Consider the following 25,118-nt stretch of genomic DNA (forward strand, 5'->3'; position numbering starts at 1 on the left):
GGAGAAAACGATGAAGGGGGATGTGACGGATGGAAAAGCGGTACGTATTGGCCATTGACCAGGGCACGACCAGTTCCCGTGCCATTTTGTTCAACCGGGAAGGGAACATGGTGGGAGCGGCCCAGAAGGAGTTCACGCAGTTGTTTCCCCGGCCGGGCTGGGTGGAGCACGACGCCATGGAGATCTGGTCGTCCGTCGTCGGCGTGATCGGCGAGGTGCTGGCCATCCACAACATCAGCGCCCAGGAAGTGGCCGCGATCGGCATCACCAACCAGCGGGAGACGACCGTCGTCTGGGACAGACAGACCGGCCTGCCGGTCTACAACGCGATCGTCTGGCAGTCCCGCCAGACGGCGGAGATTTGCGAGGTGCTGAAGGCGCAGGGACTGAACGATCGGTTTCGCGAACGGACCGGCCTTTTGATCGACGCCTACTTCTCCGGCACCAAGGTCAAGTGGATCCTCGACAACGTGGAGGGAGCACGGGCCAGGGCGGAACGCGGCGAGCTCTTGTTCGGCACCATTGACACCTGGCTGATCTGGAAGCTCTCCGGCGGTCGGGCGCACGTGACCGACTACACCAACGCGTCCCGCACGCTGATGTACAACATTTTCGACCTGCGCTGGGACGACGAGCTGCTGGAGCACCTCACCGTGCCGAAAGTGATGCTCCCCGAAGTGCGCTCCAGCTCGGAAATCTACGCGCATACCGACAAAGACCTCTTCTTCGGCGTGGAAGCGCCCATCTCCGGGGCGGCGGGAGACCAGCAGGCCGCCCTGTTCGGCCAGGCGTGCTTTGAGGAAGGCATGGCGAAAAACACCTACGGCACCGGCTGCTTCATGTTGATGAACACCGGAAAAAGACCGGTCCGCTCCGAACACGGCCTGTTGACCACGATCGCCTGGGGCATCGACGGCAACGTGGAGTATGCGCTGGAAGGAAGCATTTTTGTCGCCGGTTCCGCCATCCAGTGGCTGCGCGACGGCCTGCGCATGCTGAAATCGGCGGCGGACAGCGAAGCGTACGCCAGCCGCGTGGATTCGACCGAGGGTGTCTACGTGGTGCCGGCGTTCGTCGGCCTGGGCACGCCGTACTGGGACAGCGACGTGCGCGGCGCCGTCTTCGGCCTGACGCGGGGCACCAGCAAGGAGCACTTCATCCGCGCCACGCTGGAATCGCTGGCCTACCAGACGAAAGACGTGCTCACCGCGATGGAAGCCGACTCCGGCATCACGCTGAAAAAGCTGCGCGTGGACGGCGGCGCGGTGAAGAACGACTTCCTGATGCAGTTCCAGAGCGACCTGTTGGGCGTGCCGGTGGAACGTCCGCAGGTAAACGAGACGACCGCCCTGGGAGCGGCCTATCTGGCCGGTTTGGCGGTGGGCTTCTGGAAAGACAGGCAGGAGATCGCCGCCAACTGGAACGTGGACGGCGCCTTCGAGGTGAAGATGAGCGAGGAACGGCGAAACGGGCTGTACGCCGGCTGGAAAAAAGCCGTGCGGGCGGCGATGGCCTTCAAATAAGCGGCCGGACGTGGTATACTGAACGCAACAAGGTCATACGGATGGTCTGAGAAACGGAGTCGACCACTGATCCTTCTTTGCGGGCAAGGAGGGATTGGTGGTCGTTTGTGTTTTTTCCGGACTGTTCGGGTTGACCCACCGATAAAGTAGAAGGGGGAGTGATGCGTGATGAAACGAGCGGAACACCTGGCGCGGCTCAAAACGGCAGAGCTAGACCTGCTGGTGATCGGCGGCGGCATTACCGGCGCGGGGATTGCGCTGGACGCCCAGGCGAGGGGCATCCAAACGGGGCTGATCGAGATGCAGGACTTTGCTGCGGGGACCAGTTCCCGCTCCACCAAACTGGTTCACGGCGGGCTGCGCTACCTGAAGCAGTTGGAGTTTCGCCTCGTCGCCGAAGTGGGCAGAGAGCGGGCGATCGTCTACGAAAACGCGCCGCACGTCACCCAGCCGGAGTGGATGCTGCTGCCGCTGATCGAGGGCGGGACGTACGGACGGCTGGCCACATCCGTCGGCCTGTACCTGTACGACTGGCTGGCAGGAGTGAAACGGAGCGAACGGCGGCGAATGCTCAGCCGGGAGGAGACGCTCAGGATGGAGCCGCTCTTGCGCAAGGAAAAGCTGAAAGCGGGCGGCTACTACGTGGAGTACAAGACGGACGACGCCCGGCTGACGCTGGAAGTGATCAAAGAGGCGGCGGCCCGCGGCGCGGTGCCGGTCAACTACGTGAAGGCGGAGGCGTTCCTGTACGAAAACGGCAGGGTCGTTGGCGTGCAGGCCGTCGATCGGATCAGCGGGGAGACGTTCGCCATCCGCGCAAAACAAGTGGTCAACGCCGCCGGACCGTGGGTGGACGAACTGCGCGAAAAAGACGGCTCCCGGCAGGGCAAGCGGCTCTTTCACACCAAAGGGGTGCACATCGTCTTTGACCAGGCGCGGTTTCCGCTGCGTCAAGCCGTTTATTTTGACACGCCGGACGGCCGCATGGCGTTTGCCATTCCGCGCGCGGGGAAGACGTACGTGGGCACGACCGACACCCCCTACGACGCCGATCTGGCCCATCCGGTGATGACGGTGGAAGACCGCGATTACCTGCTCGCAGCTATCCATTACATGTTCCCGGAGGTGGGCATCCAGGCGGAGGACATCGAGGCGAGCTGGGCAGGTATTCGGCCGCTGATTTACGAGGAAGGCAAGTCCGCCTCGGACATCTCCCGCAAAGACGAAGTGTTCCGCTCCCCGAGCGGGCTGATCACCATCGCCGGCGGCAAGCTGACCGGCTACCGCAAGATGGCGGAAAAAGTGGTGAACATCGTCGCACAGGAACTGGGCGTGAAGGCGCCGTGCACGACGGACCGGATTCCGCTGTCCGGCGGGAAGGTGGGCGGTTCCGCCGGCTTTGCGTCCTTTGTCGGGAAGAAAACGGAGGAAGGGATGTCGCTCGGCCTCGGCCGTGAAGAGGCGGAGCGGCTCGTTCGCCGCTACGGCAGCAATGTGGACCGCCTGTTTGCGATCGTCCGCGAGCGCGGCCGGGAAGCGGACCGGCATCGGCTGTCACTGGAGGTGTACGCGTCCCTGGTGTACGCGCTGGAAGAGGAGATGGCGATGACGCCGGTGGACTTTTTGCTTCGCCGCACGAGCAGTCTGCTGTTTGACATCGAATGGGCGAACCGCTGGAAAGAGCCGGTCCTGAACTTCATGAAGCGGTACGGGAACTGGAGTGCGGAGCGGACGGACGCGTACCGCCGCGAACTGGAGCGGCAGATCTGCGACATGACTCCCTGACAGGCGGGCGCGGCGCTGGATTGTCATGCAAACACCCCCTCCGGCAGCCGATACCGGAGGGGGTGTATTTTCAGCAGTTACGTCAGCGAATGGCGCCGCTTGTCGTGAATCAGCTTGTCCTTCAGCGCCCGCAAGCGGTCGGACAGCGCGACGGGGTATACTTCCGGGTTGTCGAGGCGGAGGTACTCTTCCCAGAACGTGCTCTTCTGCTTGCGGTGGAAGGCCCTGATCTCGTCCAAACTGGGCATCTGGTAGACGAGCTGGCCGTCCCGGAAAATGGGGCGAAGCAATTCCACCGCCGTAAAATCGGTGACCCGCTTGCTTTTCAGCGGATTGGTCGGGTGCTTCAGGATGATTTCGTTGAGGTTGTCCAGCGTTTCGTCCTCCAGGCAGATGTAGTCGCCCTTTGCCATGCCGTTTCGGTCGTAGAGGCGGTACACTTTTTTCAGCCCGGGGTTGATGATTTTGTCCAGGTTCTCCGAGATCTTGATCAGCGCGATCCACTCCTGCTCGGTCTTGCGGGCGACGATCTTGTGCACGCCGCCGAGGGCCGGGCTGTCGTAGGCGGTGATGAACTTCGTGCCGATGCCCCACACGTCGATTTTGGCCCCCTGCAGCTTGAGCGAAGCGATCGTGTACTCGTCCAGGTCGCTGGAAGCGGCGATCTTCACGTACGACAGGCCGGCGCTGTCCAGCATCTCCCGCGCCCGCTTGGAGAGGAAGGCCAAATCGCCGCTGTCCAGCCGGATGCCGTTCAGCCTGTGTCCGCGTTCTTCCATGATCTTGGCCGTCTTGATGGCGTTGGGGATGCCGCTTTCCAGCACGTCAAAGGTGTCGACCAACAGGATCGACTTCGCCGGAAAGACCTCGGCAAAGGCGAGAAACGCGTCCAGCTCGCTGGGGAAAAACTGGACGAACAGGTGGGCGTGCGTTCCCGTCGTCGGCACGCCGTACTTTTTGCCCGCCTTCAGATTGGACGTGAAGTGAAAGCCGGCGATGTAGGCGGCCCGTGCCCCCTGGACGGAAGCGTCCCGCCCCTGGGCCCGGCGCTTGCCCATTTCGATCACCGTCTGGCCGTCCGTCGCCGTGATGATGCGGGACCCTTTGGTCATCAGGAGCGACTCGCTGTTGATGGTGTTGAGCAGCTGCGCTTCAATCCAGATGCATTCGATCACGGGGGCGATGATCCGGATGTAGGGCGTGTTGGGAAAGACGATCTGGCCTTCTTCCATCGCGTCCAGGTGGCCGGTGAAGCGCAGGTTTCGCAGCTCCTCGAGAAAATCCTCGTCGTAGATGTTTTTGGAGCGGAGGTAGGCGATGTCCGATTCGTTGAAGTACAGGTTTTGAATGATGTCAATCAACTGCTGCAGGCCGCCGAATGCCACGTACCCGCCCAGCTCGCCCTGGTAATCCCCCGTCGGTTTGACAAAGGGCGCCTTGCGGTAAAAGTCGTCAAACACCACTTCGGTCTTGTGCAGCCCTTTCTTGTACAGCGCGTACATCATGCTGAGCGCGTACTCGTCCGCGTCGAGGGCGTAATCCCGGGACGGATCGTAGTAAGGCAGCACTTCAAACGACCGGGTTTCATCGCAAGCGGCGCACTTCTGCAGTTGATCGGTGGTGCGAAAATTGGGCTGGCCGCACGTTTGGCAGATGTGGACAAAGCGGTAGATTTTCGGGTCAATTACGTCAAAAAGCGTCTTGTCGGGTGTCATCTTGGCGTCTCCTTACCTCGACTCGCCCAAGACCTGGAGGCCGAGCTGATTTTTGAAGTGGTTCAAGGCCCATTCGTGGCCGGCCGGGTTAAAGCTGGCGACGGCATCCGCGTGTATCACGACCCTAAACCCGAGGTAAAAGCCGTCGATCGCCGTGTGCAGCACGCAGATGTCCGTGCAGACACCGGCCAGGTGGATTTCGCGAATGCCCCGCGCGTGAAGCTGCAGGGCAAGGTCGGTCCCCTGGAACGCACTGTAGCGGGTTTTGTCCATCCAGGTGATGCGTCCGGCATGCCGGTCGTACGCGTCCTGCACCTTTCCGTACAGGCGGCGCCCCTCGGTTCCGATGATGTTGTGCGGCGGATACAACGGCGTTTCCGGGTGGAACGGGTCGTCCTTTTGGTGGGCGTCCACCGCCATGACGACGTAGCGGCCGTCGCGCACGAACTGCTCGGTCAGCTCCACGATCCGCTGTTCGATCCGCTGGGCCGGTTCCCCGCAGGTCAGCGCTCCGTCGGCTGCCACGAAATCGTTCGTATAGTCAATCACAATCAAGGCGTTCATCCGTTATCCCTCCGAATCGGTAGACGGCGGCGTTCGCCAGCCGGCCAAAACGATACCAAGTCGTGCGATGACTGTCGTTACGAAAGTTGGCTTCATCTTACCTGGTAAACATACCCTCGTCAATACGGCGGTATGCGGGCAAGTATTTTGCGCGAAAATATTGACGATTCCGTCAAGTGGGCGTTACCATTCGTGGTGTATTCACAATTGCTTAGAGGAAAGGGAGGATGCAGATGGCGCAAGCGGCGGTTTCTCCGCAGACGGGCACCAAAGCGTTGATCGCCAGTCTGATCGGCAGTTCCATCGAGTGGTTTGACTACTTTCTCTACGGGACGGTGGCATCGCTGGCGTTTACCAAGCTGTTTTTCCCCCATACGGACCCTGTGGTGGGACTGCTGCTCTCCTACCTGTCGTTCTCGCTGACGTTTTTCATCCGTCCGCTAGGCGGTCTCATCTTCAGTCATATCGGCGACAAGGTCGGACGGAAAAAGACGCTGGTGCTGACGCTTTCGCTGATGGGGACGGCGACGGTCCTGATCGGCCTTTTGCCCGGGTACGACACGATCGGCGTGTGGGCCCCGATCCTGCTGTTCATCCTCCGTCTGGTGCAGGGGCTGGGCATTGGCGGCGAGTGGGGCGGCGCCCTGCTCCTGGCCGTGGAATACGCGCGGAACAACCAGCGCGGCTTCTACGGCAGCATTCCCCAGATGGGCGTGACCATCGGCATGCTGCTCGGCACGCTCTCCATTTCGCTGATGAGCCTCCTGCCGGAAGAGCAGTTCCTGTCGTGGGGCTGGCGGGTGCCGTTTGTCCTCAGTGCCGTGCTTGTCTTCCTCGGCCTGTGGATTCGCAGCGGCATCGACGAGACGCCCGCGTTCCGGGAAGCGCAGCAGAGCGGCAGCATCGCCAAGGTGCCCCTGGCGGACACGCTCCGCTGCCACTGGAAGTCCGTGCTGATCGCCATCGGGGCCAAAGTGGTGGAGACCGGACCGTTTTACATCTTTTCAACCTTTGTGATCGCCTACGCGACCAAGTACCTCGGCTACGACAAGGTGACGGCGCTGAACGCGGTGACAATCGCCACGCTGGTGGCCACCATCGCGATTCCGTTCATGGGCAAATGGTCGGACCAGGCGGGGCGCAAACCGCTCTACATCGGCGGCACCGTGGCGATCATGCTGTTTGCGTTTCCGTACTTTTATCTGCTGTCGCTCAAGTCGGCGTTTTGGCTGACGGCGGCCACGGTGATCGGGCTGGGGATTCTCTGGGCGCCGGTGACGGCTGTTCTGGGAACGCTGTTTTCCGAGATTTTCAGCACCGAAGTGCGCTACACCGGCGTGACGCTCGGCTACCAGTTGGGGGCGGCCATCGCCGGCGGCACGGCTCCGCTGATTGCCACCTGGCTGCTTGACGCGTTTGCCAACTCGTGGGTGCCGGTCGCCCTGTACATCATCCTGACCGGGCTTGTCTCGCTCGCGGCCATCGGCGCGGCGCGGGAGACGAAAGACGCGAGCTTGTGAGCGGGCATGTGAGGAAAGGCGGGATAGTCATGCTGGTTTTGTCCCAGGAAGAGATTCGCGAGCTGTACACGATGGAAGAGTGCCTGCGGGACGTAGAGGAGGCGTTTCGGTACGAGGCGGCGGGCGGCACGGTCACACCGGTTCGCACCGCTGTCGCCCACGAAAAGCGGGCGGCGACGACGCTGTACATGCCGTCGTACGTGGAGGCCGTCGAATACACGGCGGTGAAAGTGGTCAGCATCTTTCCGCAAAACGCGGAAAAAGGGCTGCCGTCCCTGCAGGGGATCACGCTGCTGACGGAGGCGAAGAGCGGACGGCATGTGGCGCTGATGGACGCAACCTGCCTGACCGTGCTGCGCACCGGCGCGAGCAGCGGCGTGGCGACCAGGCTGCTGGCGCGCCAAGATGCCAAGAGCTGCGCCGTGCTGGGATGCGGCGCCCAGGCGCTGGGGCAGGTGCAGGCGATCATGGCGGTCCGGCCGATCGAGCGGCTTTGGCTGTACAACCGGACGCGGGCGCGCGCGGAGCAGCTTGCCGCCCGGATTCGCGCCCTCTACCCGGAGTGGAAGGGCAGCATCACATGTGTCAACGACGCCGGCGAGGCCGTGTCCGCCGCCGACATCGTGGTGTTGAGCACCAAGGCGACCGAGCCGCTGTTTGACGGCGGCATCCTGCGCCCCGGTACCCACGTCAACGCGATCGGCGCCTATCAGCCGCACATGCAGGAATTTGACGCCGTGACGTTGAACCGTAGCGGGAAAGTGGTGGTGGACACCAAGGAAGGGGCCCTGCACGAAGCGGGCGATCTGATCAAGCCGATTCAGCGGGGAGAGTGGTCGATCGACCGGCTGTACGGCGAAATCGGCGAACTGGTCACCGGCCAAAAACCGGGGCGGGAGACGGACGAGGAAATCACCCTGTACAAATCCGTGGGGATTGCCTCTCTGGATACGATGGTGGCCTGCGCCGTCTACGAAAAGGCGAAGCGGCTGGGAGCGGGGACGACCGTCACGCTGTAGCAATCCGCTGCAGCACAGCGCGGGGGCGTGTCCGGGCAAAACGCTCCGCGTTCGGGGTCACTCGCTGGACGTGAGGAAACGAAACCATTTGGAAAGGCGGGAGCGCATGGATCTGGCATTTGATCATCTGGTTCACTTTCTCCGCCGTACGCCCGTCGAGGCGGCGGAGCGCTTGCAAAAGGTAGGATTTCATGCGCTGGCGGGCGGCCGGCACGAGGCCTGGGGGACTTGCAACAGCCTCAGTTACTTCGGGCTTGCCTACGTGGAATTTCTGGCCGTGGAATACCCGGAGGTGGCCGAGCGGTCTGACAATCCGCTGGTCCGGCAGTTGGTGCAGGACGCGGCAGTGGGCGAGGGCATGGGGCAAATCGCCCTGCGGACGCGCGACATTGAACGCTGGGCGGAGCATTTTCACGATTGCGGGATGAAGGTGACCGGTCCGCTGCCGGGCAGCAGGAAGCGGGAGGACGGCACGGTGATCCGCTGGCAGATGCTGTTTGCGGAGACGCCGGAGGAGAGGGGGCGTGTGCCGTTTCTGATCCAGTGGGAGCAGAGCGACGACGAGCGGCGGGACGATCTCACCCGCCGGGGCGTCATTGCTCCGCACCCAAATGGAACGCACGCCCTCAAATGCGTCTGCTTGGCAGCGGAAGACGCGGACGAAGCGGCGGAACGCTGGCGGCGGTGGTTCGGCCTGGAGGCGGCGGACGCCTTCGTCGATGAAGGGCTAAACGCCCGCTGCCGGACGCTTGCGTTTTCCGGCGGGGCTGTCGTGCTGTGCCAGCCGTTGGGGGAGGGATTGGCCCGCGACGCGCTGCTGGCCCGCGGAGAGAGGCCGTTTTTCGTCCGGTTCGCCGGCGGGAGCGGAGAGATTCGCCACGAGCTGTACGGTGGGTGGTATGTGTGGTGAATCAAGCCGGAAAGCAGGTGCGTGCTCCCTACAGGCTGCAACGCTTCACGCACGCGGACATCCCCGGTATGTCATCAATCTGGAAGAGCCCGGGCGGCTCTTCTTTCTTTTTTTGTAAAATTGCAAAAAATAGTTAATCCCGTACGTTCGTGCTATCATTTGTTTAGATTGTTAGTAAATAGCCGAACAGTTAGGGGGAACAACGTGGAGGTACAGCATCGTTCGCTGCAAAAAGAAGTAGGTTTGACGTTGGCTACATCGCTGGTGATCGGGACCGTTATCGGCTCCGGCATTTTCATGAAGCCGGGCAAGGTCATTGAATACGCCGGCGACTCCACGCTGGCACTGTGGGCGTGGATAGTGGGAGGATTGATCACGCTGGCGAGCGGGTTGACCATCGCCGAGGTGGGAACGCAAATCCCCAAGACAGGGGGGCTGTACGTCTATCTGGAAGAAGTGTACGGAAAGGTGTGGGGCTTTCTCGCCGGATGGGTGCAGTCGGTCATCTACGGTCCGGCGGTAATCGGCGCGCTGGGCTTGTATTTCGGTTCGCTCCTCGTCCACCTGTTTGGCTGGGGGGCTGCATGGAAGCTGCCGATCGCGGTCGGTACGGTGCTCCTCTTGGCCGTCGTCAACAGCCTGGGCACCCGGTACGGGGGCTTCGTCCAAACGGCGGCCACCCTCGGCAAGCTGGTGCCGATCGCGCTGATCGCCGTGTTTGGAATGTGGAAAGGAAACGGTCAGATATGGGGGGCCGACAGCGGAGTGACCACCGAGATCAGCTTTGGGGCGGCTGTGCTGGCCACGCTGTGGGCCTATGACGGCTGGATGCTGGTCGGCTTCATGGCGGGAGAGATGAAAAATCCCGCCAAAGTGCTGCCGCGCGCCATCATCGGCGGCCTGCTCGTGGTGACACTGGCGTATCTGTCGGTCAACGTGGCCCTGCTCCATCTATTGCCCGCATCCGAGATTGTGCGCCTGGGGGAAAACGCCGCAGGGGCGGCGGCGTCGCACTTGTTCGGCGAATGGGGCGGCAGGCTGATCAGCGTCGGGATTCTCGTCTCCATCTTTGGCTGCCTCAACGGCAAAATCCTGGCGTTTCCCCGCGTGCCGTTCGCGATGGCAGAGCGCGGCCATCTTCCTGGCTCCCGCTGGCTCTCCCGCATCCACGCCGCCTACGGCACGCCGGTGGCCGCCATTTTATCGCAAGCCGTGATCGCTGTGATCCTGATGGTGGTGAGCAATCCCGACCACTTGTCCGAGCTGGCCATTTTCTCCGTGTACCTGTTTTACATCCTGGCGTTCGTCGCTCTATTCATCCTGCGCAGACGTCAGGGGGGACGGCCACGCGCTTACAGCGTGCCGCTCTATCCGATAGTGCCGCTGTTCGCCATCGCTGGTTCGCTCTATATCCTCGCGAGCACGCTGCTCACCAATCCGGGGAATACGCTGGCGGCCCTCGCCATTACGCTCTTGGGCCTTCCGTTTTTCCGGCGCGGGCAGCGAAAAGAAGCCGCCCTCCGCGGCGAGCCGGTGAGAGCCAACCGCTAGCCTGACGAACCGAGAGCATCACCTCCCTCCGACGGCCGGGATCGGCCGCAGCGGAGGCTTTTTTCTTGGGGGCAGCAGGACAAAAAAGAGCAGAAGCCTCGAGACAGAGGCTCTGCTCTTTCGTTTGTCAGGTTCGCACCGTCTTTTTGACCAATTGGCGGTACATGTACAGCATCGCCAGCCGCCACGGAACGATCATGCCGTAGGCGAGGACGAAGAACAGTCCGGCCGTTTGCATGGTTGTCAGCGAATCGTTTACCCACAGTTTCATGGCAAAGCGAATCACCACCAGGGCGACGAGGATGCCGAAAAAGGCGCGGGACCGTTTCAGATAGACGTCCTGGCCGACGATTTCGAAGCGGGACGTGAGAATCAGCGGGATGGAGAAGATCATCCCGACGAAAAAGGCGATGGCGTCGTAGATGAGCGGAGTGGCCGTTTCCGGAAAGTGAAACATGGCAAAACCGGTGGACATGAACAGGGGCGGCAGGATGATGCGCCGCGCGGACACCGGCTTTTTGGTCCCGCGCATGCGCAGGACGATCACCACCGTCGCCATGAGCAGCGGCACCAGCATGCCCAGGGCAGTGGATGAGAGAATCTGCATGGAAGTAGTCCCTCCTTGGCCCATGATATTCTAGTGTACACCATTTTGCCGTAAAGGGGAAAGCGGTCCGCCGTCATTTCGCGGGGGCCCGCTACGCCGCCGCCGGTTCGTCTGTCTCCCGCACGTCCAGCCTGCTTTTGATGCTGTAGGACAGCGTGATCACGGCCGTCAGCAGGGTGGCGGTGGCGATCACCAGCATGTAGCCGGAGATGCCCAGCAGGTCCAGGCAGAGGCCGGTCGTCCCCAGGGCGATCAGGAAAACGCCGCGGTCCAGCATGCTGCGGAAGGAGAAGAACCGCCCCTGCTGATGCTCCGCCAGCCGCTTCTGAAACACGGTCGTGGTGACCGGGAAGAAAAAGGCGACGGTCATGCCGAACAAGGCAAACGAGCCCAGCACCATGATCCGGCTTTCCGCAAACGACATCCCGTACTGGGCGAGGGCGAAGAAAAACAAGAGGACGGTGGATGAGACGATCAGGTTGCGTCCGCCGATCCAGCGCTTGGCCAGAAGTCCGCCCACCAGAATGCCGGTCCCCTCCACCCCGTAGATCCAGCCCATCATTTCGGGCGTCCGCTGGATTTCGCTGAAGTTGAGCACCAGCAGATTGATGCCGCCGAGAAACAGCGTGATCAGCCCCATGTTCACCAGCCCGACGAGCAGGACGGGATCCTTTTTGGTGATCGTCAGCACTTCGCGGAACTCCACCTTTTCCTGCCGTTTGTGGGAGGCGATTGGCGGAATGCGCAGCAGCAGGGTCAACAGCGCCACGACGATGTAGGCGGCGACGGACAGGGCGTAGAGCATGCGGAGATCCATCGCGGCGACGAGAACGCCGCCGATGGCGGTTCCGCCGATCCGGGACAGCGTGGAAATGTTCAGGTAGACGCTGTTCGCTTTGAGCAGTTCGGACGACGGCAGGATGGCGGGCAGCGATGCCTGCAGGGTCGGGAAGTAAAAGGCGGCGGACGCCTGCATGATGATCAGGGAAACGACCATCCACCCGAGCGAGTCGTGCGCGATGGCAGGAAACATGCAGACCGGACTCAGACAGCGAACCAGGCTGGATACCAGCATGATCTTGCGCTTGTCGGAACGGTCGATGACGACGCCCGCCTTGGGCGACAGCAGGATGCTGACCACCAGGCCGCTCATGAGGATCAGCCCTTTGAGCGCGTCGGACGGGATCAGGTGCTGCATGAACTGCAGGTTGGCGATAATGGAGATCCACAGGCCCGATCCGGTGATCACCTCCCCCGTCATCAACAGGAGAAACGTACGATTTCGCCACAACATGGAAGCCACTCTCCATTGGATCCAAACATTTTTATCCATTCGATTCAAACAGTATACCATTTGCCCATTCGTTTGTATATGATTCCCTGTTGGGGGTATGCCTTCCCGGCACATGGGGAAACCTAAGCCCGTCATCAGACGGATAAGGAGTAAGGAGTTTTTTCATGAAGCGGAAACGCTCGCTCTTGCTGTTGATCGGCTACGGATTTATCGCAACGTTGGCTGTTTTTTACGGATTGGTGGAAAGGGAGAGCCTGGCTGCCACGTTTGTCTCGTTTCATCTGCTGGTCTGCCTCGGCGTTCCCCTGCTTCACGGATGGTGGGAAGGGGGATTGGCCGACGATTGGCGGCGTGCGTGGCTCCCCTTTGACAAACAGGGGGCGGTCTGGGGTCTGGCTGCGGGAGCGCTCATGCTGACGGGAATTCTCGCCGGCATCCGGCTGCTCTTTGCCACCGGCGTGCAGCCGGAAGAAATCCGCGCCGTGCTGGAACGATGGGGACTCACCCAGCAGGCGGTCTGGTGGTTTTCGCTGTACATGGCCGTCGTCAATTCGCTGTTGGAAGAGCTGTTTTGGCGCGGGTTCGTCCTGGAGCGGATGCTGGCCGCAATGTCCCGCTTTGCTGCTGTGCTTCTCAGCAGCCTCTTTTTTTGCCTGTATCATCTGCTGGTGGCCACCGTCCTGTTCGGCTGGCGGTGGGGCGTGTGGATTACGCTCATGGTGCTGGCGGTCGGCGTTCTCTGGGGGTGGCTCAAGGGTATCTTTCCCGCCGTGTACGCCACGTGGTTCAGCCACATGCTGGCCGACTTCGGCATCGTTCTCGCGCTGGTCATCTGGGTGTACGCGGGCTGAAAACGACGGCGGGATCGTCGCGATTAGCCGTTCGGTTTCCGCTGTTCCCGAAGCGAGAGCTGGCGGGCCCGCTCGGCGATGACGCCGCTGCGGTCGCGCAAGGTGTGCTTGTGCAGGAGATACCGGTTGGCCATGTCGCTTGGCCGTTCACATGGCAGCCCCCGTTCCGCGCACATCTGCTGCACACGTCGGCGCAGCTCTGGATCGGCGATCGGCAGCGAGATGCTGCGGTACGGAGCGCCCGCCTCCATCTCGGCGACGACGGCGGCGAGGAGTTGAAGCAGGGCGGCGGGGTCCAGACCGAGACGGCTGAGAGCATCCTGCTGCTGCCGCAGCAGTCGGAGGGCGCTGTTCATCATTTTGACGGCGCCGGCCCGATTCCCCCTGCGGTGGTGATACAGCCCGACGGCGATCTGAATCAGCCCGACCCAGACGGGGCTTCGCTGTCCGGCCTCGCTTTTCCAATACTCCTCCAAAATCTCGTGACATTCGAAGTAGTCCCGTTCGGCGTGGAACTGGACCAGGTATTCCAGGTAGGGGTGCGGGTACATGACTGGCTCCTCGCTCTTTTGTTTTCCGATTCATCCATGTACTATTATAAAGGAACAAGCAAGCAGAAAACGAGGTGCAGATAACAGAATGACCAAAGAGGAACTTCTCTCCATTCTGCAGGAAAGGGAGATGACGGAAGTAATCGAACTGATCGAGGATGCCGAATCGGGCGATCTGGAAGAGCTGGAACTGGTGGAGAGCCTGGGGCTGCTGCGGGACGAGGAGCTGAACCGGGAAGTGCTGCAGCTCCTGGAAAGCCTGGGGGTTACGATCATCTACCTGAAAGGCGACGAAGAGGACGGCGAGGACGAAGAGGAGTAAAACGAGGCCAACCCCAGCCGCTGGCGGGGGGGTTCTCCCAAGGCAAAGGGAATGGCAGGCTCCGCCCCATCGCGTGGCGGAGCCGCGTTTTCCCCTTTGTCCGTGACAATCGGCTACTTTTGTGTCCAGACGCGGTTCTTGTTGCGGGTGGGGGGAAACTTGTCCCCTCTGCCCAGCTCGATGATCATCGGGTCCTGCACGCTGGCGCCGGACTCCCCGATTTCCATGTAGACCGCGTTTTTCGGGGACTTGTCGCCTTCGCGAAAACGGCTGCGCTCGCCCATAAGGGTCACCCCGCTTTCTTCCCATGTAGTGTCCCGTTTAGTATCTCCCCGAGGGGCGGGTTCAACCCCTGTGTCTCTATTGACGCTCGATTCAGAATTGATTTACGATAGGAACACCACAATTCCGGGGGGTTGTACCGTGCATCGTCTGTCTCTGCAAAAAGATTCCAACATCTCGTACCACGAACAACTGTATCAGCAAATCGCCGCCTTCATCCGCAGCGGGGAACTGCCGCCGCACACACAGCTTCCGACTGTGCGGCAGTTGGCCGCCCATCTCAAGGTGAACTACAACACGGTGCGCAGCGTCTACCTGCGCCTGCAGCAGGAGGGACTGGTCGACTCCCGGCAGGGACGGGGGACGATTGTGAGCAACGTGGTGAACGACCCCCTGTTAACCCGCAACCCCGCCCACCTAGCGCTATTGGCCAAGGAGACGCTGCACAAGGTAAAGGCGATGGGGTATTCGATGGACGAGTTTACGCGCGTCTTGTCCGCCGTCATGCAGGAGATCAACCAGTCCCCCGTGCTGTTTCTCCGCTTTACGGAACTGGAGCTGGCCGAGTATCTGCGGCTGGTGCAGTATCACCTGCCGAGCGCGATGGTGGAGGGGCGCACGTTTGATGAATTTTGGGAGCGGCTGGAAGAGGACGCCGGCTTTTTGCAGCAGTACAAGGCGATTGTCACCCATCCCAGCGTCAATCTGAAAATAAAGCAGGCGCTCCCGCGGGAAGCGCCTCCGGTGGTCAGCCTGGACTTCATCCCCGACCCGACCATCGTCATTCCCGCACTGGAAGCGTACCCCCGCCACACCAAGGTGGGCTTGATCTGCGCCACCATCCGGGGAGCGGAGGGAATGATCGACGACTTGTACAACGCCGGGATCACCCATCTGGACCTGCGGACGATCGAGGCCAACCACCCCGACGTGTTTGAGCTGATTGCCAACTGTGACGTGGTCTACATCTCCAAACCGGGCTACATGACCCGTCCGCATCTGTTGACCTTGCCCAAGGTAAAGGAGTTTCAGGAAATACCCGATCATCACGGAATCAACGAACTGCGGAAAATTGTCACGCAGTAACGACCCACATGGATATCCGTTTATTTTGCGTTCACTTTAGACAAGTGTACCATGCCAATGCCACCCCTGCGACATAGCATGTAACTGTACCAACTCAAAGGGGGGTGAGCTCATGAGCTGCGGATGCCATAAGGACTACGGGCACAGATGCTACCACAAAAAATGCTGTAAGAAGAAATACTATAAGAAAAAATGTTACTACAAACCCGTCTACAAGTACGATTGCCATCACTACAGGAAAGAGCACCACGGGAAAGGATACGGCGGGTACGGATCCTCGTCTATGTCTCATTACGGGTACGACAGCCATTACTAACGCGAAAAAAAGCGCCTCTTCTGGTATTATCCCCTTTGAGTAGACAGTAAAAAGCAAGTCCCTTACTGTTAACTCGGAGGGGATTTTCTATGGGGAAAATACGCAAGACGTATCCAATTGAAATAAAGAGAAAAGCGGTACATTTATACCTTGATGGCGACAAAAGTTATAAAACCATCGCAAAGGAACTTGGCATCTCAGATAAAAACATTGTGATGAGATGGGTCAAGCATTTTGAGAATGAAGGGATGAAGGGACTCGAAGAAAAACGAGGGAAAGCGGTTGGACCGAGGAAAGGAAGGCCGAGAAAATGTCTTTTCACCCTAGAAGAGGAAAACTTGAGATTGCGAGCTGAGAATGAATATCTAAAAAAGTGGCTCGGACTCGAAAGGCGGTGAAGAAGCAAAAAGAACAATCAAAATCTTACTCCATCATCCATGAAATGATGGGAACATACTCCGTTTCCTTGCTGTGCTCGGTATCCGGTGTATCACGGAGTGGCTTTTACAAGTGGGTAAAACAGCAGCAAAATCCGTCTCGAAAAATGGTGGAAGACGAGAAATTGAAAGAAATGATTAGGGAATGCCATCAAGAAGTAAACGGCATTTACGGGTACCCGCGAGTAACGGTTTGGCTAACTCAAAGATATGGTATACACGTAAATCGTAAGCGTGTGTATCGACTCATGAAGGAAATGGGGATCCAGGCACGTATTCGCAGGAAACGGAAATTCTTTGGCCGCAAAGAGCAAGTTGTCATTTCCGAAAACAAACTGAACCGTGATTTTATCGCTTCCCGTCCTAACGAAAAATGGGTTACAGATATTACCTATCTGATCTTCAATGGACGTCGACTCTATCTCTCCGTCATTTACGACCTTTTCAACAACGAAGTCGTCGCCTACAGGATAAGTAAACGGAATGACATACGGCTTGTCATGGACACGGTAAAGGCAGCCATAAAAAAAGGAGATGTGAGTGGAGTCCTGTTGCATAGCGACCAAGGATTCCAGTACACATCCCGACAATATCATAACCTACTCAAACAATATAACATTACCGCAAGTATGTCCAGAAAGGGAAATTGTCTGGACAACGCTTGTATGGAGAGTTTTTTCAGCCATCTGAAATCAGAATGCATGTATTTGCACAACTTCAAGACGGATGAAGAAGTACATCACGCTGTTGATCGCTATATTCGTTTTTACAATCACAAACGTTTTCAATCCCGGTTACATAACCTGAGCCCGGTACAATACCGAGCTCAGGCATCTTGAACTAGGGCTTGTTTAAAGTCTGTCTACTTGACAGGGGTAATACCATTCCAGGGGTGCTTTTTTTCTCTCCGCAAGTTTTCGGGAGGTCTGCCGTACATTTGGAAGGGAGAAGGAAAAAACAGGGAGGCGTTCTTCATGAATCAGGAACGGCCCGGCAAACAGGAGCGGATATGGGCGATCGCTGCTCATCTCGCTGCGTTTGCCGGATTGGTCATCCCGCTGGGGAATGTGCTGGGGCCGCTGATTGTCTGGCTGATCAAGCGGGAAGAGGGAGCGTTTGTCGACAGCCAAGGGAAAGAGGCGCTCAACTTTGCCATCAGCGTCACGATCTACGGTGCGATCAGCATGCTGCTGATTTTCCTGTTTATTGGCGTCCTGCTCTTGTTCGCCCTGTTCGTCTTTTGGGTGGTGGCCGTCATCTTGGCGGCGATCAGAGCCAATGACGGCATACCCTATCGCTATCCGCTCACACTGCGCTTTATCACCTAGCAACAGCCGTTCGTTATTTGGACGGCTGTAATCGTGTTGGCATTTTTCTGACAATGAAGGAATGCGGCCCGCCCATCACGAAATACCAAAACATGGACAAGGGTGGAAAGGGGTGGTAACCGCATGTTGACAGGGATCACGGTTGTCGATTTTTCACGCCATCTCTCCGGGCCATATTGCACAATGAGGCTGGCCGACCTGGGGGCAGAAGTGATCAAGGTGGAAGCCCATCCCGGGGGAGATCCCGGCCGTTCGCTGGGGCCGCGGATCGGGGAGACGGGCGCGCTGTTTTTAAGCTCCAATCGCAACAAGCGGAGCGTCGCGCTGAACTTGCATACCGAAGCGGGCAGGGCCTTGGCTTTTGCCCTGGCCAGCCGTGCCGACGTGGTGGTGGAGAGCTTCCGTCCGGGCGTGATGAGCCACCTCGGGCTGGACTACGACAGCCTGTCCGCTGTCCATCCTTCGCTGGTGTACTGCTCGGTTACCGGATACGGCCAGACGGGGGACATGCACCAGTTGGGCGGCCACGACCTCAACTACCAGGCGATCAGCGGGTTTCTTTCGGCGACCCGCGACAGCGAGGGCAGGCCGGTCCCCTCGGAAGTGCCGATCGCCGATTACGCCGTGGGCCTGTACGCGGCCGAGCAGATTTGTGCCGCGCTGGTTCGGCAATGCCGGCACGGACAGGGCGCCTACCTGGACGTCGCCTCGGTGGACGTGCTCTCCTCCTGGATGGGACTGCACGCCCTGCTCGCCCATGACGGGCAGGCGAAGGCGATGGGCCAATTCCTGAAGGGAATGCTGGCCTACCAGGTGTACGAGAGCGCGGATGGCAAGTACGTCGCGCTGGCGGCGCTGGAAGAAAAGTTCTGGCACAATTTCTGCCGGGCGGTTGGACGGGAAGACTGGGAGACCCTGCACGGCGCGTTGATTGCCGACCACCCGGACGTATTTGAGGAAATGAAAACCCTGTTTCTGTCTCGGACACAGGCGGAGTGGAGCGAGCTGGGGAGCGAAGTGGACTGCTGCCTGACCGCCGTGGAGGAGATGGACACCTGGAGCGGCAGCGCGTATGTCGCCAGCCGGGAAGTCGCCTTTACCCTGCCATACGGAACCGATGGAGAGACGCTGCAGGTGCGCGTGGAACGAACCCGCCCGCTGGACGGCATGATGCCTCCTCCACGCTGCGGGGGAGACACCCGCGACGTGCTGAAAGCCAAGCTGAACCTGACGGATGACGAATTGGCCCGCTTGGAACAGGAAGGCGTCATCCCGCGTACCTCGTAACGAAAGGAGAAAACCCGTGATGGAACACAGACAAGACTTGCCGATCCAAACCGACCTGCGGGAGGGCGTCTGGACGATTACGCTCAATCGTCCGCGGGTGCTGAACGCGCTGACGCTGGAGATGTTTTCACTGCTAAAGGAGGCGATTGCCCGAGCCGCCGCTGAACCGGCTGCCGACGTGGTGCTTCTGCGCGGCGCCGGTGGCAATTTCTGCTCGGGGGCCGATTTGAGCATACTGGGAGCGCTGCGCGACCCCGCCCAGGCGGACGAGTCGCTGACGGTGATCAACGCGTTTCTGACGCAGCTCCATCACATGCCCAAGCCGGTCATCGCCCTGATCGAAGGAGCGGCAGTAGGGGCGGGCCTCAATTTGGCGCTTCATGCCGACTTTGTCATCGCAGCCCGGGACGCAGTGCTGCAGGAGCCGTTTGTTCAGATCGGCCTGACCACGGATTTCGGCGGCACCTATCTGCTGCCGCGCCTGGTTGGCATGGCCCAGGCCAAACGATTGGCGCTGCTCGGCGAAAAGATCTCCGGCAGCGAAGCGGAGCGGATCGGCTTGATTTACAAAGCCGTGGATGCGGCCGAGATCGAGCAGGAGGCGCAGCTGTTGATCAGTGCCCTTCGCCGCTTGCCCCGTCATGCGCTGGCCGTCACCAAAGCGGGTTTGACCGCTTGCCTGGAGATGAATCTGGCGCAGTCGCTGGCCTGGGAAAAGGAGCAGCAGCCCGCGTTGATCATGCATCCCGCGTTTGAATCGCTGGTTCGGGCAAAAATGAAGCGAACGTGAAAAAACGCCGAAGCTCGGCGTTTTTTTCGTCAGGGAAGCGGAATTTTCAGTTCGTGCCGGCGGGCGCCCGTCTGCGCGATTTCTTCAAACAGAATCAAGGTCAGCGGCTGCTTGCTGCCGGGCAGGTTCAGGTTGAGTTCATAGGAGCCCCATGCCAGGCCGCCGCGGCTGGCCGTGACGAAACTGTTGATCAGGGTGGTCGCCCCGTCCATGACCACGTAGCGGACATTGCCTTCGAAGACGCGGGCTTCTCCCTTGACGACGTATTGGCGGGCGTCGGTCTTGCTGACCGTGATATTGCGGAACGCATCGTTGCCGTACCCCTGTTGGCTCCTTGGCGCTGGCGGAATGCCGGCGGCACCGGCGGCCGGTGGAAGCGCAGAGACGCATCCCAGCCAGCAGACGATCAACCACGCACGAAACACGTTCTTTTTCATCGCGTGATGCCTCCATACGGGTGGGTTTTGTTTGTAGCATGACCCGTTTGTCCCGTTCCTATCCGGTTGATGCGCGGCGTCCGCCCGAACAGAGAGGCGAGGGTAGAATCATGTTGAGCGAAAACTCCGGATCACATCATGAGCGGGTATTCCATTCACTTGCCAGTTTCGAACGCCGGAATCCCCGTTGACGGAGGAAATCTTTTATTTCGTCTATGGTTTGATAGGACAGCCGCACGTGGTAGTAATTGATATATTCAAGAATGGCAAACACGTAGAGAAAGACAAACCAATAAAAATCAACGGAAAAAACCTTCCATAGATAAATCAAGAACAGCAGTCCGATCGCAATCAGGAAAAGGTTGATTCTTTTGAAGACATGGAAAAGTCGAAGGTGACGATCAGGCAAATGGGAGAAACAGCCTCGCCGCACTTGTTTCCATTTTACAAACCAATAATAACTTCCTTGAAGCAAGATAAATTCCAGCAAGGCAAACGCATAGACAGACGGCCATGACGTTACATAGGGTTCTGCCCACTCAAACTGTTGTGCATAGATCAACCACAGCAAGGCAAAACAAACAACAGCGAATAATTCACCTGCCCATAACCCGAATAACGTTTTTTCCACCTTTTTTCGCATGGAATCCTCCTTCTTTGATGCGCGTCTTGTGAAAAACCTCCCAACGCGTTTTTCTCCTAAATAAATGATAGGACATTCGTTTGGTCCCATCAAAAATCAGCAGCGTTCCTGCACATGGCCGTTCTGCCTGAAAGAACGGCATCGTGCACGGCGCAACCAAGTCTTTCGGCGAATATGCAAAAGGTCAAAGATTATCCGTTGAGAAGTGAAGCCATCTGTGGTAGAGTTAGAAATGTAAAGATCCTGCGATGTACGTGAGGCCACGAATGTTTCTAACCTTATGAGTGTTTCGAGGGAGACAGAACTTCGCGCCGTATGTCAGGCCCACCTCCCGTCTTGGGACGCATGGGAAGGCAGAAACGCGGACGGGTCACCCACCTGTGTGAGAGCAGGTTACAGAAACATGAGGCCGGACGGCAGAGCGGGGGCTTTTCCTTTGGAAAACGGCAGTAGCTGGACATATACGATTCGATCACGAAAAAACCTGGGACGTTACCGTTCCAGGTTTTTTGCGTGATCCGCAAGGAAGGCCTGCTGTAAAAGAAACCGCGTGTCCGACTGGAATGGGCCGGAAGGGTTTCCTGGCAGGCAGCGGGCCGGGGTGTTTGCTGGAGGCGTCGCGGTTCCTTCGAGCACCCGGTCCTGTGGGGATCGGGCTTATTGCTGTCCGCCGGAGCCGCCCGCTCCCTGATTCTGCTGCGGGTCTCCCTGGTTGACGATGGTCAGCGACTGTTCCAGATCACGGGTGTCCTTGGCGTCCTGAAGGATCTGGTACATCTGCAAAAAGTTCGCTTTTTGCCCCTCCGGAATGCCTTTGATCCGGACGGTCATCTCCTGCGGACCGCTCTGCTGATTTCCGGCTGCCCCCTGATTCTGTCCGCCAGTCTGGTCCTCCAGGAAATCGAGAAACAGGGAGTCGTTGTCCTGACTGGCCTGGTTCTGCTGGCCCTGCTGACTCTGCTGGCCCTGCTGACCCTGTTGTGCTCCGTTCTGGCCGCTGTTCTGGTCCGGTACAAACAGAACGTTAAACTCGTTCAAATCTGTCTGGATGATCCCGATGACGTTCATCCCGATCCTCCTTCGCATGTCAATGGTGGGGCGTCAGCCGGGGTGCTTGGTGTGATGGACCCCGTGCCGCTGCAAATAGTCGTGAAAAAAGTATTCCGCAACGGAAATGGCAAAGGCCGTCAAAAACAGTCCGGACAGCCGAAAGGGCTGCGCAAACACAAACGCGGCCAGCCAGAACAGGGCAAACACAAGCGCGAAATCGGCCGTGCTGGCGAATGTATTGTTGGTACGCGGCAGGATGACGGCATCACCCAGCCCGTAGGCCACCAGGCTGACGACGGCGCTGGTGACCAGCGCAAACGAAAGCGACGTTCCCGACCACAGCAGCCCCGGCACCGCGATGATGCCGTTTACCAAGAGCTTGAGCAGGATGTTCAAGAACGAACCCTCCTTTCATGCTCTTAGTATGAACCTAGCTAGTCTCGCTATGCGCCGCGCGGTTGTTCGCCTTCAGCCGGCGGACCAGCGCTTCGTCGGGGGTGACGTAAAGCGTCCGCTGCTGTTCGTAGATGACGAAGCCGGGCTTGGCGCCGCTCGGTTTTTTCACGTGCTTGACCAGCGTGTAGTCGACCGGCACCTGGCTGCCGTGCTGCGCCTTGCTGTAGTAAGCGGCGAGGACGGCCGCTTCCCGCAGGGTTTGTTCCGAGACCTGGCGGGAGCGGATGACGACGTGGGAACCGGGGATCTCCTTGGTGTGCAGCCACGTGTCGTGAGGCGCGGCCAGCTTGTTGGTCAGGTAGTCGTTTTGCTTGTTGTTCTTGCCCACGAGAATCTCCGTGCCGTCGCTGGACGTGTAGGCGTCCAGTTCGGGGCGGGCGTCCTTTTTCTTTTTGTTCGCCCGTTTCTGCCGGCTGCGCACGTACCCCTGTTCCGCCAGCTCTTCGCGGATTTCTTCCGCTTCCTGCAGCGAGGCGTGCTCCAACTGGACGAGCAGGCCGTCCAGATAGACGATCTCTTCGCGCGCCTGCCGGATTTGGTCTTCCACGATCTGCAGGCTGTTTTTGGCCTTGTTGTAGCGTTTGTAGTACGCCTGCAGATTTTCCGACGGCGTCTTCAACGGGTCGAGCGGAATGGTCACTGTGCCGCCCGCTTCGTCGTACCAGTTGACCGCCTCCAGGACGGTATCGCCCCGCTTGAGCTGGTGCATGTGGGCGGTGATCAGTTCGCCGTACAGCCGGAAAATCTCCGCGTCCTTCGCTTCCGCCAAGGTCTGCTCCAGTTTTTCGATTTTCTTCTCGTTTTTGTTCCGTTCGCTGGTGACGATGCGGATCAGGTCGTGCACCTTCTGCTTGACCGTGTCCCGCTGTGCCTTGACGGCGTAAAACGCCTGCAGGCATTCGCTTGCGGAGGAAAAGGAGGTCGTGGCGGCGTCCGTCAGATGGGTCAGTTCCACCACGTGAAACTGCGTTTTCTCCCGGCCTTCTGCGATCATCGGCGCATAGCGGTGCTGTCTGACCGCTTCCATCACGGAAGAAAAGGCGCGCCACAACGCTTCCCGCGTCGGCAGGCCCGCCCGGTGGACGATCTCTTTCGCCAAAAGGGGACTGATCCCGGTGAAGGCGTCCACCAACTGTCGGTCCAGCCGACCGCCGTTCCAGTCGATCGCCGTGATGAACGCCTGTTCCGTAACGGCAAGCGGGTCCCGCTTTTCCTGGCTGGGCGGGGAGACGTACGGACGGCCGGGCAGGACCTGCCGGTATTGGCTGATCGCCGGGGTCACGTGCACGGCGCTGTCCAGGATGGTGCCGCTGGCCGGATCGAGCAGGATGATGTTGCTGTGCTTGCCCATAATTTCCATGACGATCCGCCGCCGCGCCGTGTCTCCCAGTTCGTCGCGGGTGCGAATGTCGATGTGGACGATCCGCTCCATGTCCACCTGTTCGATTGCCTCGATCAGCCCGCCTTCGCAGTGCTTTCGGAGCAGCATGCAAAACATCGGGGCTTCCTGCGGATTGGTAAACTCTTCGGTAGTCACATGCAGCCGGGGATAGGTCGGATTGGCGGAAAGCAGCAGCTTCACCGTCTCCCCCTGTGCCCGGATCTGCATGACGATATCGCTGTGATGGGGCTGATGGATTTTGGCGATCCGTCCGCCCGCCAGTTTTTGCAATTCCCGCACGACGGCACGGGTTACAATTCCGTCAAATGCCACAAGTGCTCACCTCACGTGTGCAGAAATCCTGCACGAATCCACTTTCGCGCCTGTCTCAAAAGCGTCAGTGACAGTGTATCACAAAGCGCACCACGGCGGAATCGGCTTGTCCCCGCCCCGGCTTCGGTTGACACTGTCAAGAGTTGTCTCCTATAATAAATTAACGATTTTACGTCTATGGAAGTGAGAACCATGGTCCGAAGCATGACCGGGTACGGCCGAAGAGAAGGGATGTACGGTTCGCTGCGGCTCACTGTGGAGATGCGCGCGGTGAACCATCGTTTCTGCGAAATCCTTGTTCGCTTGCCCAAGGCCTGGGGCATGCTTGAGGAGCCGGTGCGCAAGCTTGTGGGCCAATACGTCCGGCGAGGCCGCGTCGATGTGGCCGTCACCGTGGATGCCGGCGGCCTGACGGGGCAGGGAATTGCCATCGACTGGGCCGTCGCGGAGCAGTACGTGTCGGCGGCGCGGGAGATGAACGAGCGCTTTTCGCTGCAGTCGCCGTTAACCGCCAAGGACTTGCTGCTCCTGCCCGGTGTGGTGCAAAACCGGGACGTGGCGGAAGCGGACGCCGAGCAGGCGGCCGAGTGGCTGCTTGCGGCGTGCCGGGAAGCGGCGGAAGACTTGCTGTCCATGAAGCGGAAGGAAGGGCTGCAGCTTCAGGCGGATTTGGAACAGCGGCTTGCCCGGATCACCGCCTGGACACAGGAAATCGGACAAATGGCGCCGCTGGTCGTCGACGAGTACCGCAGCCGTCTGCATCAGCGCATGGCCGAATGGGCCGAAACTGCTCCGTTTGAACTGGACGCGCAGCGCCTTGCGCAGGAAGCGGCCTTTTTGGCCGACCGTTCCGACATCAGTGAAGAGGTGACCCGTCTTACGAGCCACTGCTCCCAGTTTGCGGAACAGTTGGGCAGGGAAGAAGCGGTCGGGCGCAAGCTGGACTTTCTTTTGCAGGAGATGAACCGGGAAGCCAACACGATCGCTTCCAAGGCCAATCACCTGCCCATCCAGCGATTGGCCGTCGAGATCAAGACGGAACTGGAAAAAATGAGAGAGCAGGTTCAGAACATCGAGTAG

The 25,118-nt window shown here is 59.5% G+C and carries 26 protein-coding genes and 1 other RNA gene; 16 read left to right on the forward strand and 11 right to left on the reverse strand.

The features are described from left to right. Positions 1–29: 29 nt before the first annotated feature. Positions 30–1,523: a glycerol kinase GlpK gene (gene glpK / locus A6764_RS08645; protein WP_065066793.1), complete on the forward strand. Its 1,494-nt coding sequence runs from the start codon at positions 30–32 to the stop codon at positions 1,521–1,523. A gap of 168 nt (positions 1,524–1,691) precedes the next feature. Continuing rightward, entirely contained in the window at positions 1,692–3,308 is a 1,617-nt protein-coding gene (locus tag A6764_RS08650) for a glycerol-3-phosphate dehydrogenase/oxidase (protein ID WP_065066792.1), read from the forward strand. Positions 3,309–3,385: 77 nt separating this feature from the next. Here the strand turns inward: A6764_RS08650 and A6764_RS08655 are convergent, their stop codons facing one another. Both A6764_RS08655 and A6764_RS08660 read right to left on the reverse strand, forming a co-directional pair. Next, positions 3,386–5,023, reverse strand: a complete 1,638-nt coding sequence (locus tag A6764_RS08655; RefSeq protein ID WP_044899456.1) for a nicotinate phosphoribosyltransferase — start codon at positions 5,021–5,023, stop codon at positions 3,386–3,388. A gap of 12 nt (positions 5,024–5,035) precedes the next feature. Further along, positions 5,036–5,587, reverse strand: a complete 552-nt coding sequence (locus A6764_RS08660) for a cysteine hydrolase family protein (protein ID WP_065066791.1) — start codon at positions 5,585–5,587, stop codon at positions 5,036–5,038. Positions 5,588–5,820: 233 nt separating this feature from the next. Between A6764_RS08660 and A6764_RS08665 the strand changes: the two genes are divergently transcribed. The 4 genes from A6764_RS08665 to A6764_RS08680 all read left to right on the forward strand — a co-directional run bounded on the left by A6764_RS08665 (position 5,821) and on the right by A6764_RS08680 (position 10,587). Continuing rightward, positions 5,821–7,107 (forward strand): MFS transporter, encoded by a 1,287-nt coding sequence (locus tag A6764_RS08665; RefSeq protein ID WP_065066796.1) that lies wholly within the window; start codon positions 5,821–5,823, stop codon positions 7,105–7,107. A 29-nt stretch (positions 7,108–7,136) separates the two neighbouring features. Continuing rightward, positions 7,137–8,126: an ornithine cyclodeaminase family protein gene (locus A6764_RS08670; RefSeq protein ID WP_065066790.1), complete on the forward strand. Its 990-nt coding sequence runs from the start codon at positions 7,137–7,139 to the stop codon at positions 8,124–8,126. A gap of 106 nt (positions 8,127–8,232) precedes the next feature. Beyond that, positions 8,233–9,036 (forward strand): VOC family protein, encoded by an 804-nt coding sequence (locus A6764_RS08675; protein ID WP_065066795.1) that lies wholly within the window; start codon positions 8,233–8,235, stop codon positions 9,034–9,036. 204 nt (positions 9,037–9,240) lie between these two features. Further along, entirely contained in the window at positions 9,241–10,587 is a 1,347-nt protein-coding gene (locus tag A6764_RS08680; protein WP_065066789.1) for an APC family permease, read from the forward strand. A 127-nt stretch (positions 10,588–10,714) separates the two neighbouring features. On the opposite strand, the gene A6764_RS08685 is transcribed toward A6764_RS08680, so the two are convergent. Beyond that, positions 10,715–11,194 carry a CcdC family protein gene (locus tag A6764_RS08685; RefSeq protein WP_029100037.1) on the reverse strand — a complete coding sequence of 160 codons (480 nt, stop codon included), beginning with the start codon at positions 11,192–11,194 and terminating at the stop codon, positions 10,715–10,717. A 91-nt stretch (positions 11,195–11,285) separates the two neighbouring features. Beyond that, positions 11,286–12,488 carry an MFS transporter gene (locus A6764_RS08690; RefSeq protein ID WP_065066788.1) on the reverse strand — a complete coding sequence of 401 codons (1,203 nt, stop codon included), beginning with the start codon at positions 12,486–12,488 and terminating at the stop codon, positions 11,286–11,288. A 164-nt stretch (positions 12,489–12,652) separates the two neighbouring features. On the opposite strand from A6764_RS08690, the gene A6764_RS08695 reads away from it, so the two are divergent. Next, a complete protein-coding gene (locus A6764_RS08695; RefSeq protein WP_065066787.1) occupies positions 12,653–13,339 on the forward strand; it encodes a CPBP family intramembrane glutamic endopeptidase in 687 nt (228 codons plus the stop codon). 23 nt (positions 13,340–13,362) lie between these two features. Here the strand turns inward: A6764_RS08695 and A6764_RS08700 are convergent, their stop codons facing one another. Further along, positions 13,363–13,890 (reverse strand): DUF309 domain-containing protein, encoded by a 528-nt coding sequence (locus A6764_RS08700; RefSeq protein ID WP_029100040.1) that lies wholly within the window; start codon positions 13,888–13,890, stop codon positions 13,363–13,365. Positions 13,891–13,978: 88 nt separating this feature from the next. Here A6764_RS08700 and A6764_RS08705 point away from each other — a divergent pair, with 88 nt between their 5' ends. Continuing rightward, entirely contained in the window at positions 13,979–14,212 is a 234-nt protein-coding gene (locus A6764_RS08705; protein ID WP_029100041.1) for a hypothetical protein, read from the forward strand. Positions 14,213–14,325: 113 nt separating this feature from the next. Here the strand turns inward: A6764_RS08705 and A6764_RS08710 are convergent, their stop codons facing one another. Further along, positions 14,326–14,496 carry a YjzC family protein gene (locus A6764_RS08710; protein ID WP_065066786.1) on the reverse strand — a complete coding sequence of 57 codons (171 nt, stop codon included), beginning with the start codon at positions 14,494–14,496 and terminating at the stop codon, positions 14,326–14,328. Between the two features lie 139 nt (positions 14,497–14,635). Between A6764_RS08710 and A6764_RS08715 the strand changes: the two genes are divergently transcribed. From A6764_RS08715 to A6764_RS08740, 6 genes are all read left to right on the forward strand, one after another. Further along, positions 14,636–15,580, forward strand: coding sequence for a GntR family transcriptional regulator (locus A6764_RS08715; RefSeq protein ID WP_029100042.1), 945 nt, complete (start codon positions 14,636–14,638; stop codon positions 15,578–15,580). Between the two features lie 405 nt (positions 15,581–15,985). Beyond that, positions 15,986–16,294: a transposase gene (locus A6764_RS08720; protein ID WP_065068441.1), complete on the forward strand. Its 309-nt coding sequence runs from the start codon at positions 15,986–15,988 to the stop codon at positions 16,292–16,294. After that, positions 16,291–17,172: an IS3 family transposase gene (locus A6764_RS08725; RefSeq protein WP_264622263.1), complete on the forward strand. Its 882-nt coding sequence runs from the start codon at positions 16,291–16,293 to the stop codon at positions 17,170–17,172. Before A6764_RS08720 ends, A6764_RS08725 begins: the two co-directional genes overlap by 4 nt. A gap of 135 nt (positions 17,173–17,307) precedes the next feature. Beyond that, positions 17,308–17,661 carry a DUF4870 domain-containing protein gene (locus tag A6764_RS08730; protein ID WP_029100043.1) on the forward strand — a complete coding sequence of 118 codons (354 nt, stop codon included), beginning with the start codon at positions 17,308–17,310 and terminating at the stop codon, positions 17,659–17,661. Positions 17,662–17,784: 123 nt separating this feature from the next. Continuing rightward, a complete protein-coding gene (locus A6764_RS08735; RefSeq protein WP_065066785.1) occupies positions 17,785–18,948 on the forward strand; it encodes a CaiB/BaiF CoA transferase family protein in 1,164 nt (387 codons plus the stop codon). A gap of 19 nt (positions 18,949–18,967) precedes the next feature. After that, positions 18,968–19,738, forward strand: a complete 771-nt coding sequence (locus A6764_RS08740; protein ID WP_264622482.1) for an enoyl-CoA hydratase/isomerase family protein — start codon at positions 18,968–18,970, stop codon at positions 19,736–19,738. 29 nt (positions 19,739–19,767) lie between these two features. Here the strand turns inward: A6764_RS08740 and A6764_RS08745 are convergent, their stop codons facing one another. Then, positions 19,768–20,175 carry a Gmad2 immunoglobulin-like domain-containing protein gene (locus A6764_RS08745; RefSeq protein WP_083989767.1) on the reverse strand — a complete coding sequence of 136 codons (408 nt, stop codon included), beginning with the start codon at positions 20,173–20,175 and terminating at the stop codon, positions 19,768–19,770. A 136-nt stretch (positions 20,176–20,311) separates the two neighbouring features. Further along, positions 20,312–20,818 (reverse strand): hypothetical protein, encoded by a 507-nt coding sequence (locus tag A6764_RS08750; protein WP_065066782.1) that lies wholly within the window; start codon positions 20,816–20,818, stop codon positions 20,312–20,314. Positions 20,819–21,055: 237 nt separating this feature from the next. On the opposite strand from A6764_RS08750, the gene ssrS reads away from it, so the two are divergent. After that, positions 21,056–21,250: non-coding RNA, 6S RNA (gene ssrS / locus A6764_RS08755), on the forward strand. Between the two features lie 225 nt (positions 21,251–21,475). Here the strand turns inward: ssrS and A6764_RS08760 are convergent. Genes A6764_RS08760 through A6764_RS08770 form a run of 3 tightly spaced genes read right to left on the reverse strand, consistent with a single transcriptional unit; the run spans position 21,476 to position 24,038 of the window. Beyond that, positions 21,476–21,886, reverse strand: coding sequence for a hypothetical protein (locus tag A6764_RS08760; protein ID WP_029100048.1), 411 nt, complete (start codon positions 21,884–21,886; stop codon positions 21,476–21,478). Between the two features lie 33 nt (positions 21,887–21,919). Then, positions 21,920–22,264 (reverse strand): DUF2512 family protein, encoded by a 345-nt coding sequence (locus A6764_RS08765; RefSeq protein WP_044899476.1) that lies wholly within the window; start codon positions 22,262–22,264, stop codon positions 21,920–21,922. Between the two features lie 34 nt (positions 22,265–22,298). After that, a complete protein-coding gene (locus A6764_RS08770; protein WP_065066781.1) occupies positions 22,299–24,038 on the reverse strand; it encodes an Rqc2 family fibronectin-binding protein in 1,740 nt (579 codons plus the stop codon). 192 nt (positions 24,039–24,230) lie between these two features. On the opposite strand from A6764_RS08770, the gene A6764_RS08775 reads away from it, so the two are divergent. Next, complete coding sequence (locus tag A6764_RS08775; RefSeq protein ID WP_029100051.1) at positions 24,231–25,118, forward strand: YicC/YloC family endoribonuclease; 888 nt, start codon at positions 24,231–24,233, stop codon at positions 25,116–25,118.

The organism is Brevibacillus sp. WF146, from assembly GCF_001673705.2.
GTDB lineage: Bacteria > Bacillota > Bacilli > Brevibacillales > Brevibacillaceae > Brevibacillus > Brevibacillus thermoruber.

What these genes read in the sequence shown, in the direction of transcription:
- glpK (WP_065066793.1), top strand. Translation starts at nt 30, where the DNA reads ATGGAAAAGCGGTACGTATTGGCCATTGACCAGGGCACGACCAGTTCC.
- A6764_RS08650 (WP_065066792.1), top strand. Translation starts at nt 1,692, where the DNA reads ATGAAACGAGCGGAACACCTGGCGCGGCTCAAAACGGCAGAGCTAGAC.
- A6764_RS08655 (WP_044899456.1), bottom strand. Translation starts at nt 5,023, where the DNA reads ATGACACCCGACAAGACGCTTTTTGACGTAATTGACCCGAAAATCTAC.
- A6764_RS08660 (WP_065066791.1), bottom strand. Translation starts at nt 5,587, where the DNA reads ATGAACGCCTTGATTGTGATTGACTATACGAACGATTTCGTGGCAGCC.
- A6764_RS08665 (WP_065066796.1), top strand. Translation starts at nt 5,821, where the DNA reads ATGGCGCAAGCGGCGGTTTCTCCGCAGACGGGCACCAAAGCGTTGATC.
- A6764_RS08670 (WP_065066790.1), top strand. Translation starts at nt 7,137, where the DNA reads ATGCTGGTTTTGTCCCAGGAAGAGATTCGCGAGCTGTACACGATGGAA.
- A6764_RS08675 (WP_065066795.1), top strand. Translation starts at nt 8,233, where the DNA reads ATGGATCTGGCATTTGATCATCTGGTTCACTTTCTCCGCCGTACGCCC.
- A6764_RS08685 (WP_029100037.1), bottom strand. Translation starts at nt 11,194, where the DNA reads ATGCAGATTCTCTCATCCACTGCCCTGGGCATGCTGGTGCCGCTGCTC.
- A6764_RS08690 (WP_065066788.1), bottom strand. Translation starts at nt 12,488, where the DNA reads ATGTTGTGGCGAAATCGTACGTTTCTCCTGTTGATGACGGGGGAGGTG.
- A6764_RS08695 (WP_065066787.1), top strand. Translation starts at nt 12,653, where the DNA reads ATGAAGCGGAAACGCTCGCTCTTGCTGTTGATCGGCTACGGATTTATC.
- A6764_RS08700 (WP_029100040.1), bottom strand. Translation starts at nt 13,890, where the DNA reads ATGTACCCGCACCCCTACCTGGAATACCTGGTCCAGTTCCACGCCGAA.
- A6764_RS08705 (WP_029100041.1), top strand. Translation starts at nt 13,979, where the DNA reads ATGACCAAAGAGGAACTTCTCTCCATTCTGCAGGAAAGGGAGATGACG.
- A6764_RS08710 (WP_065066786.1), bottom strand. Translation starts at nt 14,496, where the DNA reads ATGGGCGAGCGCAGCCGTTTTCGCGAAGGCGACAAGTCCCCGAAAAAC.
- A6764_RS08720 (WP_065068441.1), top strand. Translation starts at nt 15,986, where the DNA reads ATGGGGAAAATACGCAAGACGTATCCAATTGAAATAAAGAGAAAAGCG.
- A6764_RS08730 (WP_029100043.1), top strand. Translation starts at nt 17,308, where the DNA reads ATGAATCAGGAACGGCCCGGCAAACAGGAGCGGATATGGGCGATCGCT.
- A6764_RS08735 (WP_065066785.1), top strand. Translation starts at nt 17,785, where the DNA reads ATGTTGACAGGGATCACGGTTGTCGATTTTTCACGCCATCTCTCCGGG.
- A6764_RS08740 (WP_264622482.1), top strand. Translation starts at nt 18,968, where the DNA reads ATGGAACACAGACAAGACTTGCCGATCCAAACCGACCTGCGGGAGGGC.
- A6764_RS08745 (WP_083989767.1), bottom strand. Translation starts at nt 20,175, where the DNA reads ATGAAAAAGAACGTGTTTCGTGCGTGGTTGATCGTCTGCTGGCTGGGA.
- A6764_RS08750 (WP_065066782.1), bottom strand. Translation starts at nt 20,818, where the DNA reads ATGCGAAAAAAGGTGGAAAAAACGTTATTCGGGTTATGGGCAGGTGAA.
- A6764_RS08760 (WP_029100048.1), bottom strand. Translation starts at nt 21,886, where the DNA reads ATGAACGTCATCGGGATCATCCAGACAGATTTGAACGAGTTTAACGTT.
- A6764_RS08775 (WP_029100051.1), top strand. Translation starts at nt 24,231, where the DNA reads ATGGTCCGAAGCATGACCGGGTACGGCCGAAGAGAAGGGATGTACGGT.